Origin of the sequence: Vibrio sp. MarTm2, from assembly GCF_027587055.1 — a bacterium.
GTDB lineage: Bacteria > Pseudomonadota > Gammaproteobacteria > Enterobacterales > Vibrionaceae > Vibrio > Vibrio sinaloensis_D.
The window spans coordinates 21,456-36,533 of the sequence record NZ_JAPPTK010000014.1; the positions used below are offsets into that span (position 1 = coordinate 21,456).

The 15,078-nt window shown below is 47.0% G+C and carries 16 protein-coding genes and 9 tRNA genes; 4 read left to right on the plus strand and 21 right to left on the minus strand.

From position 1 onward, the window contains the following. Positions 1-150 precede the first annotated feature (150 nt). The 13 genes from OH458_RS19275 to mutY all read right to left on the minus strand — a co-directional run bounded on the left by OH458_RS19275 (position 151) and on the right by mutY (position 5,889). A tRNA-Asn gene (locus OH458_RS19275) sits at positions 151-226 on the minus strand. Between the two features lie 35 nt (positions 227-261). Then, positions 262-337: transfer RNA gene (locus tag OH458_RS19280), tRNA-Thr, on the minus strand. Positions 338-347: 10 nt separating this feature from the next. Then, positions 348-423 (minus strand) — tRNA-Asn (locus OH458_RS19285). 21 nt (positions 424-444) lie between these two features. Next, positions 445-520: transfer RNA gene (locus tag OH458_RS19290), tRNA-Thr, on the minus strand. Positions 521-574: 54 nt separating this feature from the next. Further along, positions 575-650: transfer RNA gene (locus OH458_RS19295), tRNA-Phe, on the minus strand. A gap of 222 nt (positions 651-872) precedes the next feature. Next, entirely contained in the window at positions 873-2,498 is a 1,626-nt protein-coding gene (locus tag OH458_RS19300; RefSeq protein WP_269979497.1) for a methyl-accepting chemotaxis protein, read from the minus strand. A 308-nt stretch (positions 2,499-2,806) separates the two neighbouring features. Then, positions 2,807-2,882, minus strand: a tRNA-Asn gene (locus tag OH458_RS19305). Between the two features lie 47 nt (positions 2,883-2,929). Next, positions 2,930-3,005 (minus strand) — tRNA-Phe (locus OH458_RS19310). A gap of 7 nt (positions 3,006-3,012) precedes the next feature. Beyond that, positions 3,013-3,088 (minus strand) — tRNA-Thr (locus OH458_RS19315). A 66-nt stretch (positions 3,089-3,154) separates the two neighbouring features. Further along, a tRNA-Phe gene (locus OH458_RS19320) sits at positions 3,155-3,230 on the minus strand. Positions 3,231-3,333: 103 nt separating this feature from the next. Next, positions 3,334-4,470: a membrane-bound lytic murein transglycosylase MltC gene (mltC, locus tag OH458_RS19325; RefSeq protein WP_269979498.1), complete on the minus strand. Its 1,137-nt coding sequence runs from the start codon at positions 4,468-4,470 to the stop codon at positions 3,334-3,336. 72 nt (positions 4,471-4,542) lie between these two features. After that, positions 4,543-4,815, minus strand: coding sequence for an oxidative damage protection protein (locus OH458_RS19330; RefSeq protein ID WP_008078685.1), 273 nt, complete (start codon positions 4,813-4,815; stop codon positions 4,543-4,545). Positions 4,816-4,833: 18 nt separating this feature from the next. Beyond that, entirely contained in the window at positions 4,834-5,889 is a 1,056-nt protein-coding gene (gene mutY / locus OH458_RS19335; protein ID WP_269979499.1) for an A/G-specific adenine glycosylase, read from the minus strand. Between the two features lie 198 nt (positions 5,890-6,087). Between mutY and trmB the strand changes: the two genes are divergently transcribed. Both trmB and glsB read left to right on the plus strand, forming a co-directional pair. Further along, a complete protein-coding gene (gene trmB / locus OH458_RS19340; protein ID WP_269979500.1) occupies positions 6,088-6,807 on the plus strand; it encodes a tRNA (guanosine(46)-N7)-methyltransferase TrmB in 720 nt (239 codons plus the stop codon). Positions 6,808-6,926: 119 nt separating this feature from the next. Then, positions 6,927-7,847, plus strand: a complete 921-nt coding sequence (gene glsB / locus OH458_RS19345) for a glutaminase B (RefSeq protein ID WP_038137854.1) — start codon at positions 6,927-6,929, stop codon at positions 7,845-7,847. A gap of 62 nt (positions 7,848-7,909) precedes the next feature. Here glsB and hemW read toward each other — a convergent pair whose 3' ends face one another. The 7 genes from hemW to OH458_RS19380 form a co-directional block, all read right to left on the minus strand. Further along, entirely contained in the window at positions 7,910-9,085 is a 1,176-nt protein-coding gene (gene hemW / locus OH458_RS19350) for a radical SAM family heme chaperone HemW (protein ID WP_443088531.1), read from the minus strand. 5 nt (positions 9,086-9,090) lie between these two features. Then, positions 9,091-9,690, minus strand: coding sequence for an XTP/dITP diphosphatase (locus OH458_RS19355; protein WP_038137848.1), 600 nt, complete (start codon positions 9,688-9,690; stop codon positions 9,091-9,093). A 103-nt stretch (positions 9,691-9,793) separates the two neighbouring features. Then, the gene (locus OH458_RS19360) at positions 9,794-10,225 is read right to left on the minus strand and encodes a DUF4426 domain-containing protein (RefSeq protein WP_005475132.1); all 432 of its coding nucleotides are present in this window, start codon (positions 10,223-10,225) and stop codon (positions 9,794-9,796) included. A gap of 31 nt (positions 10,226-10,256) precedes the next feature. Then, positions 10,257-10,547, minus strand: a complete 291-nt coding sequence (gene yggU / locus OH458_RS19365; protein ID WP_005475152.1) for a DUF167 family protein YggU — start codon at positions 10,545-10,547, stop codon at positions 10,257-10,259. Next, entirely contained in the window at positions 10,547-11,104 is a 558-nt protein-coding gene (locus tag OH458_RS19370; protein WP_269979501.1) for a YggT family protein, read from the minus strand. The genes yggU and OH458_RS19370 overlap by 1 nt, the downstream gene beginning before the upstream one ends. Before the next feature lie 37 nt (positions 11,105-11,141). Then, a complete protein-coding gene (proC, locus tag OH458_RS19375; protein WP_269979502.1) occupies positions 11,142-11,960 on the minus strand; it encodes a pyrroline-5-carboxylate reductase in 819 nt (272 codons plus the stop codon). 24 nt (positions 11,961-11,984) lie between these two features. Beyond that, positions 11,985-12,698 (minus strand): YggS family pyridoxal phosphate-dependent enzyme, encoded by a 714-nt coding sequence (locus tag OH458_RS19380; RefSeq protein WP_269979503.1) that lies wholly within the window; start codon positions 12,696-12,698, stop codon positions 11,985-11,987. A gap of 25 nt (positions 12,699-12,723) precedes the next feature. On the opposite strand from OH458_RS19380, the gene OH458_RS19385 reads away from it, so the two are divergent. Together OH458_RS19385 and OH458_RS19390 are read left to right on the plus strand one after the other, a co-directional pair. After that, on the plus strand, positions 12,724-13,764 hold the full coding sequence (locus OH458_RS19385) for a type IV pilus twitching motility protein PilT (RefSeq protein ID WP_005475129.1): 1,041 nt from the start codon (positions 12,724-12,726) through the stop codon (positions 13,762-13,764). A gap of 11 nt (positions 13,765-13,775) precedes the next feature. Further along, positions 13,776-14,882: a PilT/PilU family type 4a pilus ATPase gene (locus tag OH458_RS19390; RefSeq protein WP_038214693.1), complete on the plus strand. Its 1,107-nt coding sequence runs from the start codon at positions 13,776-13,778 to the stop codon at positions 14,880-14,882. A 37-nt stretch (positions 14,883-14,919) separates the two neighbouring features. On the opposite strand, the gene OH458_RS19395 is transcribed toward OH458_RS19390, so the two are convergent. Beyond that, the gene (locus OH458_RS19395) at positions 14,920-15,078 is read right to left on the minus strand and encodes a FeoB-associated Cys-rich membrane protein (protein WP_269979504.1); all 159 of its coding nucleotides are present in this window, start codon (positions 15,076-15,078) and stop codon (positions 14,920-14,922) included.

Sequence of the window (15,078 nt, forward strand, 5' to 3'; positions counted from 1 at the left end):
TTGCAACCACAATGGTATTTGTGTGGCATCTCAACTTGTTGATACTCGAATTGATAAATTGGAGATAGGGTAGTGGATGGAGATCTTAGGCAAAAGGAGGTGAGATTGTGGCAATAAAAAAAGCCAAGTCTTTCGACTTGGCTTTAAAAGTGGCTCCTCCTGCTGGGCTCGAACCAGCGACCTGCGGATTAACAGTCCGTCGCTCTACCAACTGAGCTAAGGAGGAATTATTCTTTTTATAATCTTTCTAAAGAGAAAGAATGGTGCCGACTACCGGAATCGAACTGGTGACCTACTGATTACAAGTCAGTTGCTCTACCTACTGAGCTAAGTCGGCACACTAAATGTGGCTCCTCCTGCTGGGCTCGAACCAGCGACCTGCGGATTAACAGTCCGTCGCTCTACCAACTGAGCTAAGGAGGAATTATTCATTGTAAAAAGAAATGGTGCCGACTACCGGAATCGAACTGGTGACCTACTGATTACAAGTCAGTTGCTCTACCTACTGAGCTAAGTCGGCGCATTTATTTCTTTTCATTGCTGTTGTCTAGCTAAGACACCAACAAGTAAATTGTGGTGCCCGGAGGCGGAATCGAACCACCGACACGAGGATTTTCAATCCTCTGCTCTACCGACTGAGCTATCCGGGCGACGAGGTGTATTAAAAGGCTTTTCGTGTTTCAGGTCAACATTAAAATGCAAAAAAAATATCGTTTGTTGTTTTTCTATACTTAATGGGCTGTTTTTGTCCATTTTGGATAAGAAATGTATAGAAGGCGAGTGCGCTTAGGCTATGTCTTATCTGCGTTTGGGGGATTTAGAAAGTAAAAAAGCACGCATTTGAGCGTGCTTTTGTAGGATTGGGCCGATAACTAGTGCTTAACAGTAAATTTGCTGAGCCAGTTTTCAAGCTCATTGGCCAGTTTCGCTAAGCTTTGAGTGCTGTTGTGACTCTCTGTTACCACACCACTTAATTGTGTACCGCTCTCTTCGATCATGTTAATTCGTTGAGAAATATCGTCACTCACTTGGGTTTGCTCTGCTGCTGCTGTCGCAATTTGGTGGCTCATTTGAGAAATCGATTCTAATGCAACCACGATTTGTTGAAGTGCTTCTGAGGCATTTTGAGACTCTTCGACTGTACTCTCACTGGTTTCCGCACACACTTCCATTGTTTGGATGGCATTACGTGAGCCTTCCTGCAAGTTGGTGATCATCTGTTGAATCTCTTTGGTGCTATCTTGAGTGCGTCCTGCGAGATTACGTACTTCATCTGCAACAACGGCGAAACCTCGTCCTTGTTCGCCAGCTCGAGCAGCTTCGATGGCTGCATTCAAAGCAAGAAGATTGGTTTGCTCTGCAATATCACCGATCACGTCGAGTACTTTCACAATATTATTGACGTCGTTGTCTAGGTCGGCGACGGCACGACTTGCAGCGCCCAACTGGCTAGCTAACCCTTGAATATTGTCGACAGTGTTGTGAATTAATTGCTGCGTATGCTGAGACTGTTTATCTGCTTCATCGGTGTTTTTCGCTGTGTCGCTTGCAGAGTCTGCAACATTGTTAGCGGATGATGCCATCTCCGTCATTGCTGTGGCGATCATCTCCGTTGACTGCTGCTGAGAGTCCGTAAGCTGAGCGATGCTTGCCGCTCGTTCTTCCACATTCGCCAGCTCACCACGAAGAGCGTGCATTGAGCCGTCTAGATTTTCGACCAACTGCGCGAGAGATTGGCTCATCTGCTGCACCGCTTCATAGATACTGCCTGATGGTGCTTTTTCGTTGAATGACGTCTGAATGTGTCCATTAGCCACATCTTGAACCGCTTTACGGACATCTTGAGGCTCGCCACCAAGCAGAGCGAGCATTCGGCGAATGGAAACGATCAGTGCGGCTAAGATTGAACCCGCGATCAAAAGACATAGCATGAGCTGCCATTGTGCCGTTGACCAGAAGCGAGCGTTTACTTCGTTGAAACCAATACCCGTACCAACAACCCAGCCCCAATGAGGTGTTCGCTCGGCAATCGAGAGTTTTTCTTCAATCGAGCCATCAGCCAATTTTTGTGTCCAAGTATATTCAACGATCTTGCCAGAGCTGCGCCCTAAAACATCAAGGATCAGTTGGCCAACACTGTTGCCGTTGCCATCCTTGAAGTCATGGAAGCTTGTGCCATGAAGTTGCGGATCTAACGGCGTCGCAACGAAAGTCATTTTATCATCGGCAACATACACGTACTCGTTGTCTTTGTAGATGTTGTTGCGCAGCAGTCTAGTGGCAAGCGCTTTGGCTTCATCTTCTTCCAAGGTGCCTTCGACAGCCATTTTCTCCACTTCAGTAAGGATGCTGTACGCACTTTTGAACAGCTCCGTTACACGCGCTTTGTTATCCAGATTACTGGCGACACGTAACGTCCATAAACCCGTTGCAGTTAAAGCGAGTAAAGCGATCAAGATAATTCCTGACAACAAATAAGCTTGTGTCTTTAGTTTCATAAAATCAGCTCACAAATAAGTCATTTTTATATTTATTACAGTTACACGTCGACCTGTAACACAACCTTCATATTAGTGTAGAAGATAAGAAGCTAATAGCAGTCAGGGTTCAAACTATGATTGAGATTAAATTTTAAGTGTAAAATAAGTTCTTTTTAAGAAAGCCAGTGCATAGCAATCCAATTGTTTAAGTCAAGGTAAGTGCCATCACGCTCGAAGGCGATAGAGGTAAGGTTATTTTAAGAGACTAGGGAACTGAGGAAATCAGAAATGAAAAAAGCCAAGTCTTTCGACTTGGCTTCTTAAAGTGGCTCCTCCTGCTGGGCTCGAACCAGCGACCTGCGGATTAACAGTCCGTCGCTCTACCAACTGAGCTAAGGAGGAACTATTCTGTTTGTGTCTTGCTATTGCTAAGCAAGCGCACCAAATAATGGTGCCTCGAGGCGGAATCGAACCACCGACACGAGGATTTTCAATCCTCTGCTCTACCGACTGAGCTATCGAGGCAAAAGAATGGTGCCGACTACCGGAATCGAACTGGTGACCTACTGATTACAAGTCAGTTGCTCTACCTACTGAGCTAAGTCGGCACACTGTATTCTTTGTGCTTTTGTCCGTGTTATAACGTTTTGTTAAGACACCAACAAATCAAATTGTGGTGCCCGGAGGCGGAATCGAACCACCGACACGAGGATTTTCAATCCTCTGCTCTACCGACTGAGCTATCCGGGCGACGGAGCGCTATTAAACGGATTTTTGGTCTTGCCGTCAACAGGTTTTTAGAAAAAAAATCAAAAAAGTGCTTAAGTGTCGATTATTTAGTCGTTTTGACTGGTTATGTTTTCCCTGAGTTAAAATCTTTTTTGAATTTGGTGACTTTTTCTAAGTATCGGCGCGCTTCGGCATTTGGGTGCTTTTTCGTGAGCGCCCAATAGACCTGATTGGGTTGCAATGAGTTCAAGTCCCGCATTGCTCGTTTTCTATCACTGCGATTAAAGGTGTTTAGCACGCCCCCCGTCCCCCCGTTGTACGCTGAGATCATGCTGTACTCGAGTGAAAGTGGGTGATTGACGTCTTTCAAATAGCGGTTTTTCAAAATGTAGAAGTAAGCGGTACCAGTATCTATGTTGTTTTCAGGGTTAAATAAATACTCTGGAGTTGGCTCCCCCGACTTTTTCTTTACGAGCTTAAACACATCTTTACCCGCTGTCTTAGGGACAACTTGCATCAAGCCATAGGCATTGGCCCAACTGACCGCGTAAGGGTTAAAGCTGCTCTCAGTTTTAATGATGGCGTAAATTAGATCTTCGGGGATGTCGTACTTACGAGAAGCGCGCTGAACAATGTCTGCGTATTTATAGCTGCGGATCTCGAACTGTTCTTCCACCATAGGAATTTCGACATAGTAGGCTTTCTTAAAGTCGACATCTTTGACTTTGAGGTGATTGGCGATCAGATAATCGGCAAATCGATTAGCTCGCCAAGACCACTGAATGGGCTGTTTATCTTGATCAACCACTTGTCGATAAAGAAAGGGCTGACCCTCGAGGGTGATCTCTTTAGAAGAGAATAGATCGACGTTGGCTGGGTCGTCTGGTGTTAGGAGTGTGGTGATGATGGCATTTTTTAAATGCCCTTTTGGGTCGGTCGGAGAGACGGTCTCTACCGTGATCAACCCTTTATCGAAGTTCACCTCTGAGCGGCTCAAATAATTGTCGATGTATTTAACGTAGTTACTTTTGCCCGCAAACTTGATTTCATTCCGTCCCCAGCGTTTTTCAATGTTGCCTGAAAAACTATGGATTAGGGCGTCAAGGGCATCGGTATCTTTTGCGAATTGGCCAGGTAGCCCCGCTAGGTTTTTTGCAAAACGGTTGGTCGGTTCGTAATTGACGTCATACATGCTTTCGACTAATTCTCGGCTGCAACCGGTCAAGGTCATTGCCAGAGCAAAGTAGGCTAACTTCTTCATAATTCTCCTAAAAAAAGACATCAATGCAGTGCAGTGATGTCTTTTCGTTGATCGTTACGCTTCGGTGAGTTTTTACTCACTCGGTGGCGTGTAACCCTCGATGTGAACCTCTTTGCCTTCAAATAAGAAGCTGACCATCTCTGCTTCAAGCAGTTTACGATGCTCAGGATCCATCATGTTGAGTTTCTTTTCATTGATCAGCATGGTCTGTTTGTGTTGCCACTCAGCCCAAGCTTCTTTTGAAATGTTGTCGAAAATACGTTTGCCCAGTTCACCTGGATAAAGTTGAAAGTCTAGACCGTCAGCTTCTTTCTGCAGTCGAGCACAAAATACGGTGCGGCTCATAACGATTCCTTAAATAGATTAATGTTGAAGCTCAAAGGGTAAGCTTTCCAGTAATTGTTTGACTGGTGCGGCTAAACCAATCTCTTCAGGTTGGGATAAGTTATACCAAAGACCTTTGCCTGCTTCCATTACCACATTAGGTTGGTTTGATAAGTCTACCAAAATTGGGGTGATGTCGAGGTGGTAGTGACTGAAGGTATGACGAAAAGCGATCAATTGGCTGGTTTGCTTGATGCTAGTTTCTAAGACGCCGCGAAGGTCCAACTGATGCTGAATATCGGCGCCACTGTGTTCAGGAAAGCAGAATAGCCCGCCCCAGATACCAGACTGCGGGCGTTGCTCTAGCCAGACTTTGCCATCAAAGTGAAGCATCACAAACCATGCCTCTTTCACTGGCTTCTCTTTTTTCGGTTTTTTACCTGGATAATCAAGTGGATTACCTTGCTGGTTGGCAACGCACATTGATTCGACTGGGCACAGGGTACACTTGGGTTTGCTGCGAGTGCACACCATGGCGCCCATGTCCATCATGGCTTGATTGTATTTATCTACGTCCACATCGGGCGTGTGCGCCTCAGCGTAGTGCCATAATTGATTTTCAACTTTCTTTTGTCCGGGCCAACCTTTTACAGCAAAGCTGCGCGCTAAGGTTCGCTTAACGTTGCCGTCTAATATGGCGTGTGGCTGTTTATAGACTGAGGAAAGAATCGCTGCGGCTGTCGAACGTCCAATACCCGGTAGCGCATTCATCTCTTTTATGTTGAGCGGAAACTCTCCTCCATATTGTTCTGCGACCACTTTCGCCGCTTTATGCAGGTTACGAGCTCGCGCGTAATAGCCCAGTCCCGTCCAAAGGTGGAGAACTTCATCTTGTTCAGCGTTGGCTAAATCGATAACCGTTGGGAATCGCTCTAGAAAACGTTGGTAATAGGGGATGACGGTAGCAACTTGAGTTTGTTGCAACATGATTTCTGACAGCCAAACGCTATATGCGGTTTTATCTTGCTGCCAAGGTAGGCTTTTACGGCCATAGTTTTCATACCACTCTAGGATGGCACTGGCGAATGGAGTCACGACTTGCTCTGTTTATTTTGTTATCGAATCTGGCAAAATTGCATCATAGTTTGTAGGTAAAGTACAACCGACAAACAGTAAGGGTATACTTTCCATCAGGGATAAGAGTGGAATTCGCTAAAAAACTTGCACCAGTGGCAATTCTTTGGATAATCACAATCCCTTTGAGTCGAGACCAAATTTTAAACAGGCAAAATCATGAGTGAAGTGACCACTAACGAGTACAACGAAGACGGTAAACTGATACGCAAAATTCGCAGCTTTGTTCGCCGCGAAGGTCGTTTGACCAAAGGTCAAGAAAACGCGATGAATGAGTGTTGGCCAACCATGGGTATTGATTACCAAGAAAAGCTTCTTGATTGGAAAGAAGTGTTTGGCAACGATAACCCTGTCGTTCTCGAGATTGGTTTTGGCATGGGCGCATCGCTGGTTGAAATGGCGAAGAATGCACCAGAAAAGAACTTTATCGGCATCGAAGTACACAGCCCTGGCGTGGGCGCGTGTCTGTCTGACGCTCGTGAGGCGGGTGTTACTAACCTACGCGTTATGTGTCACGATGCGGTAGAAGTGTTTGAGCACATGATCCCTGATAGCAGCCTAGCAACGCTGCAACTCTTCTTCCCTGACCCATGGCACAAGAAGCGCCACCACAAGCGCCGTATTGTTCAGCTCGACTTCGCTGAAATGGTTCGCCAAAAACTGATTGATGGCGAAGGTATTTTCCATATGGCGACAGACTGGGAAAACTACGCAGAGCACATGATTGAAGTTATGAATCAAGCGCCTGGTTTTGAGAACATCGCTGAAGAGGGTGATTACATTCCTCGCCCTGATGAGCGCCCGCTAACAAAATTTGAAGCGCGCGGTCACCGTTTGGGTCACGGTGTTTGGGATATTAAATACAAGCGCGTAAAATAGCCTCGCGCAGGTTACTCTGCTAACCGCTCAACAAACAACGAGAAAGCCAACATTCCACGATGTTGGCTTTTTTGACCCTACAAGAAAATAATAATAACTAATTGATTTTTAAGGTTGCCATGAAACCGACAAAAGAAATTCTCACTGAAATCCTAGAAGAGGTTCGTCCTCTGATTGGGAAAGGTAAAGTTGCTGATTACATTCCGGCTCTTGCGAAAGTGCCGGCAAACAAACTGGGGATTGCGGTATTTACCAACGATGGTCAAGTGATCAAAGCTGGAGATGCTGATGAGTCTTTTTCCATTCAATCCATCTCTAAAGCGCTGAGCCTAACGTTAGCGATGTGCTTGTATAAACCGGACGAGATTTGGAGTCGAGTCGGTAAAGAACCATCGGGTCAGGCGTTTAACTCACTGATTCAGCTCGAGATGGAACAAGGCATTCCGCGTAACCCGTTTATTAATGCGGGTGCGATTGTGGTGGCTGACTTGCTCAACAGCCGTTTGTCGGCGCCGCGCCAGCGACTGCTTGAATTCGTTCGTCAGCTATCGGGCGATACCCATATCTGTTATGACAAAGTCGTGGCGGCTTCGGAGATGATGCACAGCGATCGTAATGCAGCGATCGCGTATCTGATGCGCTCGTTTGGTAACTTTGAAAACGATGTGATTCCGGTACTGAACAACTATTTCCACGCCTGTGCGCTCAAAATGAGCTGCGTCGATTTAGCAAAGACCTTCAGCTACTTGGCCAACAAAGGGACATCTGTGCAAACGGGTAAGCCCGTGATTACGCCGATTCAAACGAAGCAGCTCAATGCACTATTGGCAACGTGTGGCCTCTATGACGGAGCGGGCGAGTTTGCGTATCGTGTCGGTATGCCGGGGAAATCAGGGGTTGGTGGGGGCATCATTGCGGTGGTTCCCGGAGAAATGACGATTGCGGTATGGTCGCCTGAACTTGATCCTTCAGGTAACTCATTGGCAGGAACCAAAGCGTTAGAGTTGCTTGCTGAGCGAATCGGTCGTTCGATCTTCTAATCTGACACGCCTTATAAACAACGGGTTGAGGTTTACGCCTCAACCCTTTTTTTATATCGGTTTTATTCTTCTGCCATAAAGGCTTCGAGCAGATCGTTAAGGAACAGCTTACCTTTCTCGGTGATTTGCCAATGAGTATCGCTCTCGTCGATGTAGCCCATCTCAATCGCCCAGTTCATGGTTGCTTGAATTGCTTCAAAGCCCAAGCCTGTTGTATCAAGAAAGTCTTGCTTAGGGCAGGCTTCAAGAAGTCGGAAGCGGTTCATAAAGAACTCGAAAGGGCGATCGTCTGCTGCAACTTTTTCTTCGCTGTTTAAGTACGGTTTGACCATGTTGTCGTACGCGGCAAGGTAGCCTTTAGGGTGTTTAATTTTGGTGGTGCGAACAATGCGACCATCACGAAAACTGATCTTACCGTGAGCGCCACAGCCTATGCCAAGGTAATCACCAAAGCGCCAGTAGTTGAGGTTGTGTTGGCATTGGTATCCTGGCTTGCTGTAACCGGAGATTTCGTATTGGACGTAGCCAGCGTCAGCGAGCTTTTTATGTCCAAGTTCGAAAATATCCCACAGGTCATCGTCGTCAGGTAGCGTTGGCTGTTTGTAGTAGAACAGAGTATTGGGCTCAATGGTCAGTTGATACCAAGATAGATGCGGAGGATCGAGCGCGATCGCTTTCTCAAGATCCGCAAGAGCTTGATCAACCGATTGATCCGGCAAGCCGTGCATAAGATCGAGGTTAAAGCTGTTTAAGCCAATCTGATGAGCAAGCTTGGCGGCGTTAACGGCTTCATCTTGACCGTGGATACGCCCAAGTCGTTCTAACTTTTGTTGCTCGAAGCTCTGCACGCCCACCGAAATCCGAGTGACTCCTGCTTTTTGGTAACCAGCAAAACGTTCTGCCTCAATGGTGCCTGGGTTGGCTTCCATAGTGATCTCAATATCTGGCTTAAATGGCAGCCTTGCCTCAATACCAGAGAGCAGATCGGCAATGCCTTGTGGTGAGATTAAACTTGGCGTACCGCCGCCAATAAATATGGAATGCAGTAGGCGTGGGTTGCTCTCTAGTTGATAGCGTTCAATATCGGCCTCTAAATCTTGAAGCAGAGCGGCAATGTATTCCTTCTCGGGAATCTCTGCCTTTTGAGCATGCGAGTTAAAGTCGCAATATGGGCATTTTTGTACACACCATGGGATGTGTACATAAAGGCTTAACGCTGGTGGAATTAGTTGGCTCATTACGATTACAAAGGCTGCTCAGAAAGCGTTGCAAACAGTGTTTTGAGCGCTTTACCACGATGAGAAAGTTGCTTCTTGCGTGCTGGCTCTAGTTCAGCTGAAGCGCAGTTATCTTCAGGGACAAAGAAGATTGGGTCGTAACCAAAGCCGTTATCTCCGTGAGCTTCCGTCAGAATGCGGCCTTCCCATTTGCCGTGACAAACGATCGGTGTTGGATCGTTTTCATGGCGCATTAGCACCAGTACACAGTGGAAACGTGCAGTGCGTTCTGCTTCCGGTACGTCTTTCATTGCTTCAAGTAGCTTTTCTAAATTCTGTTGGTCAGTTGCACCAACACCTGCATAACGGGCAGAATAGATACCTGGTGCGCCTTTAAGGGCATCCACTTCAAGGCCAGAGTCATCCGCGATAGCGGCAAGACCGGTTTCTTTTGCTGCGTGGCGCGCTTTGATGATGGCATTTTCGATAAAGGTTGTGCCAGTCTCGGCGACTTCCGATACATTGAACTCGCTTTGAGCAACAACATTGAAGCCGAAGTCAGACAGTAGGTCAGCCATTTCACGAACTTTGCCTTGGTTGCCAGTTGCTAGCACTATCTTTTTCATGGTGGTCTCTTTCGTTTTTATCAGTGGGGAGAGTGACGCCTCTTCCCGTTAAATAGGTTTCGGTCTTAGGGTGTCCAAAAGCATTTAGATCATCACAACCTAATTACTCTTCGACATAAAATTTTTGGGTGAACTTTAATGTGCCCGTACCTTTATTGCCAGCATTAACATCAATTGTGAAGGTTAAGTTCTCTTCGTCGCTAATGGGAAACTCTGCTAAGTAATAAATGGCGTTCGCCTCTTTGACTTCCCGGAAGGTCAGCTGACGAGTTTGACCAAGCAGGTTTTTCGCCGAGCCACTGATTTTCGCTGTAATAGCAGGCTTACCTGGTTGGTAGTTGTCGAGCACACTGATGTTGAGCAGCGCGGAGTAGCCATTGCGTTTTAGCTTATAGCTGCGCGCGACTTGCGGTGTCAAAAAGGTAGAGTTAAAGGCAGAGTAGTGCACTTCTACCTCTTTGATGGTTTTAAACTGACCTGCCCATGTCGGTAGAGCAAGCAAGCTTGCACACAGTAGGGTAATCCATTTTTTCATAGCTGCTTCTTCCTTTGTAAACAAAAAGCCATCATAAGATGGCTTTAATTTCTGCGGGGATTTGAGTGGGCGAGTTTACTCTGAGCTGTTTGTGCCGGCCGAGTTCGCCTTTTTCTATCTTGATCAATCCCTTCGCGACTTTAAATTGTTTTGCGAGGTATTTGCTCAAATGCGCATTGGCCTTGCCATCTACGGGTGGGGCAGTAATGGCGACTTTCAGTTCATCGCCATGTAACCCGACCAACTTGTCTCTACTTGCTTTTGGTTGAATATAGAGGCGAAGAACTAAATCTTCGCCATCAAACCAAGCAACGTTAGACATTATAGTTGGAACCAGATTGGACCGATCAAATCGCCCATTAGGAAGTTAGCGAATTGAAGAGCGATGAAAAGCACCAGCACGCTGAGGTCGAAACCACCCATCGCCGGAATAAGGCGACGAATTGGTGCCAGCATAGGTTCAGTGAGCTGGTGGAATACGTACTCAATCGGGCTGCGACCTTGACTCACCCAGCTTAAGATGGCGCGGATCAATAGCACCCAGAACAACAGACTGCCGGCCGCTTTTAGAAGTGACAAGAAGCCCAAGAATAGAAAATCTGCACTGAATGATACTGAGCCGTTGGATGCAATAAGAATCAACGCGACAAACTTGAGAACACACAATACGTAGGCAAACAAGACGGTTGCCATATCCAAGCTTCCGATAGATGGAATGACTCGGCGCAGTGGGCCAATCACAGGTTGAGTGGCTTTGACGATAAACTGCGAAAACGGATTGTAGAAATCGGCACGGGCGGCTTGCAGCCAAATGCGTAAGATCACCACCATGATGTACAAATCAAATAGGGTGGAAATCAGAAAACTCATCGAATTCATAGGTGACCCTTAGTTAGTGAGCCTGAGGCTCAAATAGTTAAAATAGTGCTTCCATCTCTTCAGCGCGCGCGACCGCCGCTTGCATGGCTTTGGCTACTATATCTGAAAGTTGGTGTTCATTGAATGTGCGCAGCGCCTCTGCGGTTGTTCCACCTTTAGAGGTGACATTCTCTCTTAGTGCGGAAAGCTCGATTTCTGGGTTGTTCACCACCATACTGGCCGCACCGAGTGCTGATTGTTGAACCAATAAACGCGCGGTGTCTTTATCAAAGCCTTGCGCGATGGCCTCGGCTTGCATCGCTTCCATAAACAGGAAGAAATAGGCTGGTGCACTGCCTGCCGCGGCAATGATGTTGTTGATACCAGATTCTTGCTCAACCCAGCAGACCTTTCCACATGATTCCATGAGCTGAGCTGCAAAGGCTTTATCTTGCTCAGAGACATGCGCTGGTGCAAACAAGCCGCTCATGCCCAACCCTAGCTGCGAAGGTGTGTTAGGCATCACTCGAACCAAGTTGAGCTCACTGTTTAGCATTTCATTAAAGCGCGCACTTTGAATACCCGCGGCAATCGAGATAACCAATTTACCTGACCAATCTAGGTGCTGAAGAGGCTTGCACACCTCTTCCATCATTTGTGGCTTCACAGACAACACAACCACATCGGCTTCTTGTACGGCGTCGCTATTATTGTTGGTGGTACTAATACCAAACTCTTGCTCTAGCGGTAGGCGCCTTGTTTCTGAAGGTGCAGTCGCCGTAATCAAAGATGAAGGATACCCATCTGCAATTAATCCAGAAACAATGGCTTTGACCATGTTGCCCGCGCCAATGAAGGCAATTTTCTTGTGTTCCATTGGTTATCTTGTCCTTCTATTTGTTTACGACTTGCTGTAGTCACGTGCGCCGAAAATGGCGGTCCCGATACGAACCATTGTGCTTCCCGCTTCGATGGCCGCTTCCATATCGCCGCTCATTCCCATCGATAGGGTATCAAGCTGCTCATCTGGAAAACGCTTTGCCAGCACATCTTTTAACTCGGCCAATTGCTTAAATGCTGATAGCTGCGATGCGTAGTCAGACACGTTGGCAGGAATTGACATCAACCCTCTTAACGTGAGGTTGGGCAGCGAAGAAATCAACTCTGCCAGGGCAAAGATTTCATTTTCATTCAGGCCAGATTTTGATGCTTCACCACTGGTGTTGACTTGCATTAGGACTTGAAGCGGAGGCATGCCTGCTGGACGTTGGTCATTGAGGCGCTGAGCTATCTTGGCGCGGTCAACCGTATGTACCCAAGCAAAGTTCTCTGCCACGTGACGAGACTTGTTGGATTGGATCGGGCCAATAAAATGCCACTCAAGCGCAAGTTCTGGATGGTGTTCGTTAAAATATGCTACTTTATCGGCCCCTTCTTGCACGTAGTTTTCACCAAATGCAACTTGGCCTGCGTGGGCAGCTTCGAGAATTGCGTCTACAGGTTTCGTTTTACTCACCGCCAGAAGTTGCACTGACTCTCGAGGTCGTCCACACTTTTGTTGTGCGCTCTCAATCTGTGAGGTGATCTGTTCAATATTTTGTTGAATACTGTTCATAGCCGATTTTACTTAAGGAAAATAAATGGATATCGCTGAATTACTGGATTTTAGTGTAAAGCATAATGCATCAGATCTACATCTTTCTGCGGGTGTTTCCCCCATGGTACGTATAGATGGAGAAGTAAGAAAGCTTGGTGTTCCTGCTTTTAGTCATTCTGATGTGCACCGTTTGATTTTTGAAATCATGAACGATGCTCAGCGAAGTGAGTTTGAAGAGCGGCTTGAAGTCGATTTTTCATTTGAGTTACCTAACGTCGGTCGATTCCGTGTCAACGCGTTCAACCAGTCTCGTGGTAGCTCGGCGGTGTTTCGTACCATTCCAACCGACATTCCAACCTTAGAGCAATTGGAAGCGCCGCAAATTTTCGAAAAGATCGCCAATATGGAGAAGGGCTTGGTCTTGGTTACTGGACCAACAGGCTCGGGTAAATCGACGACGCTTGCTGCCATGGTGGATCACATTAACCGCCACCAGAATAAACACATTCTTACCATCGAAGATCCTATCGAATTTGTTCACACCAACAACAAGTGCCTGATAAACCAACGCGAAGTGCACCGTGATACCCATAGCTTTAGTAATGCGCTGCGTAGTGCGTTGCGTGAAGATCCCGATGTCATTTTGGTGGGTGAATTGCGTGACCAAGAGACGATCAGCTTGGCGCTGACGGCGGCGGAAACAGGCCATTTAGTGTTTGGTACGCTGCATACCAGTAGTGCCGCTAAGACCATTGACCGTATTATCGATGTCTTCCCTGGCAGTGATAAAGACATGGTGCGATCCATGTTGTCGGAGTCACTGCGTGCTGTTATCGCGCAGAAACTGCTGAAGCGGATTGGGGGAGGGCGCACCGCCTGCCATGAGATCATGATGGCAACCCCAGCGATTCGAAATTTGGTGCGTGAAGACAAAGTGGCACAGATGTATTCGGTTATCCAAACTGGCGCAGCGCACGGCATGCAGACCATGGAGCAGCACGCTAAGCAGTTGATTGCCCAAGGTCAGGTGGATCCTGATGAAGTGGCGAAGAAGATCGAAACTGAATCCAATAGTTTGTTCTGATGGGTGAGAATATGGATATTAATGCTTACCTTCAGGGAATGAACAACCAAAAATCGTCTGATCTATACATTACCGTCGGTGCTCCGATTCTTTATCGAGTTGACGGAGAGCTGCGTGCGCATGGTGAGAAGCTGTCACTGAATGATGTGGATATGCTACTCAGAAGTATGATGGATCAAGATCGGCAGCGAGAATTCCATTCAAGCAAAGAGGCGAACTTTGCGATTGTACGAGACTTTGGGCGTTATCGGGTTTCGGCGTTTTATCAACGAGAATTGCCCGGCGCGGTGATCCGCCGCATTGAGACCACGATTCCAAGCTTTGCAGATTTACGCTTGCCTGATGTGCTGCAAGATCTGTCGATCGCCAAGCGAGGGCTCGTGTTGGTCGTCGGTGCTACAGGATCAGGGAAATCCACCACCATGGCCGCAATGACGGGCTATCGAAATACCCACCGAACTGGTCATATTCTTACTGTGGAAGATCCGATCGAGTTTGTGCATGAGCATAAGCGCTGCATTGTTACCCAGCGTGAGGTTGGGCTAGATACTGAAAGCTATGAAGTCGCGCTTAAAAACTCGCTGCGCCAAGCGCCGGATATGATCTTAATTGGCGAAATTCGTTCTCGTGAAACCATGGAATACGCGATGACGTTTGCTGAAACGGGTCACCTGTGTATGGCGACGCTCCACGCGAATAACGCAAACCAAGCGCTTGAGCGTATCTTGCATTTGGTGCCAAAAGAGCAAAAAGAGCAGTTCTTGTTTGATTTGTCGATGAACCTACGCGGCGTGATAGGCCAACAGTTGATTCGTGATAAGAATGGTCAAGGGCGTCACGGTGTGTTTGAAATTCTGCTTAATAGCCCGCGCGTGTCAGACCTGATTCGCCGAGGTGAGCTGCATGAGTTGAAATCGACCATGGCTAAATCAAAAGAGATAGGCATGCAGACCTTTGACCAAGCTTTATATCAGTTGGTTATCGATGGAAAAATCAATGAAAAAGATGCCTTGCACAGTGCGGACTCCGCGAATGACTTACGCATTATGCTAAAGACAAGGCGAGGTGACGGATTCGCTGGTGGCTCTTTGAGTAATGTGAAAATTGATATGGATTGAACCATGCCCTGCTAGTCTGCAGGGCATTTTTTACTGGCTAGATTTTCTCTTTCGATTTATCTGAGCAGCAGCCACCACAACCATTTCCACAACTGGCTTTTTTTCTCACCAAGCGAACGTAAAGATAGACAATGGCGATTGCCACAATCGCGATTAACCCTAGTGTATCCAAGACGGTATAGTTTTGTTCGAACAT

Excerpts from the sequence above, each read along its gene's own strand:
- OH458_RS19300 (WP_269979497.1), bottom strand. The coding sequence starts at position 2,498 with ATGAAACTAAAGACACAAGCTTATTTGTTGTCAGGAATTATCTTGATC.
- mltC (WP_269979498.1), bottom strand. The coding sequence starts at position 4,470 with ATGAAGAAGTTAGCCTACTTTGCTCTGGCAATGACCTTGACCGGTTGC.
- OH458_RS19330 (WP_008078685.1), bottom strand. The coding sequence starts at position 4,815 with ATGAGCCGCACCGTATTTTGTGCTCGACTGCAGAAAGAAGCTGACGGT.
- trmB (WP_269979500.1), top strand. The coding sequence starts at position 6,088 with ATGAGTGAAGTGACCACTAACGAGTACAACGAAGACGGTAAACTGATA.
- glsB (WP_038137854.1), top strand. The coding sequence starts at position 6,927 with ATGAAACCGACAAAAGAAATTCTCACTGAAATCCTAGAAGAGGTTCGT.
- hemW (WP_443088531.1), bottom strand. The coding sequence starts at position 9,085 with ATGAGCCAACTAATTCCACCAGCGTTAAGCCTTTATGTACACATCCCA.
- OH458_RS19355 (WP_038137848.1), bottom strand. The coding sequence starts at position 9,690 with ATGAAAAAGATAGTGCTAGCAACTGGCAACCAAGGCAAAGTTCGTGAA.
- OH458_RS19360 (WP_005475132.1), bottom strand. The coding sequence starts at position 10,225 with ATGAAAAAATGGATTACCCTACTGTGTGCAAGCTTGCTTGCTCTACCG.
- yggU (WP_005475152.1), bottom strand. The coding sequence starts at position 10,547 with ATGTCTAACGTTGCTTGGTTTGATGGCGAAGATTTAGTTCTTCGCCTC.
- OH458_RS19370 (WP_269979501.1), bottom strand. The coding sequence starts at position 11,104 with ATGAATTCGATGAGTTTTCTGATTTCCACCCTATTTGATTTGTACATC.
- proC (WP_269979502.1), bottom strand. The coding sequence starts at position 11,960 with ATGGAACACAAGAAAATTGCCTTCATTGGCGCGGGCAACATGGTCAAA.
- OH458_RS19380 (WP_269979503.1), bottom strand. The coding sequence starts at position 12,698 with ATGAACAGTATTCAACAAAATATTGAACAGATCACCTCACAGATTGAG.
- OH458_RS19385 (WP_005475129.1), top strand. The coding sequence starts at position 12,724 with ATGGATATCGCTGAATTACTGGATTTTAGTGTAAAGCATAATGCATCA.
- OH458_RS19390 (WP_038214693.1), top strand. The coding sequence starts at position 13,776 with ATGGATATTAATGCTTACCTTCAGGGAATGAACAACCAAAAATCGTCT.
- OH458_RS19395 (WP_269979504.1), bottom strand. The coding sequence starts at position 15,078 with ATGTTCGAACAAAACTATACCGTCTTGGATACACTAGGGTTAATCGCG.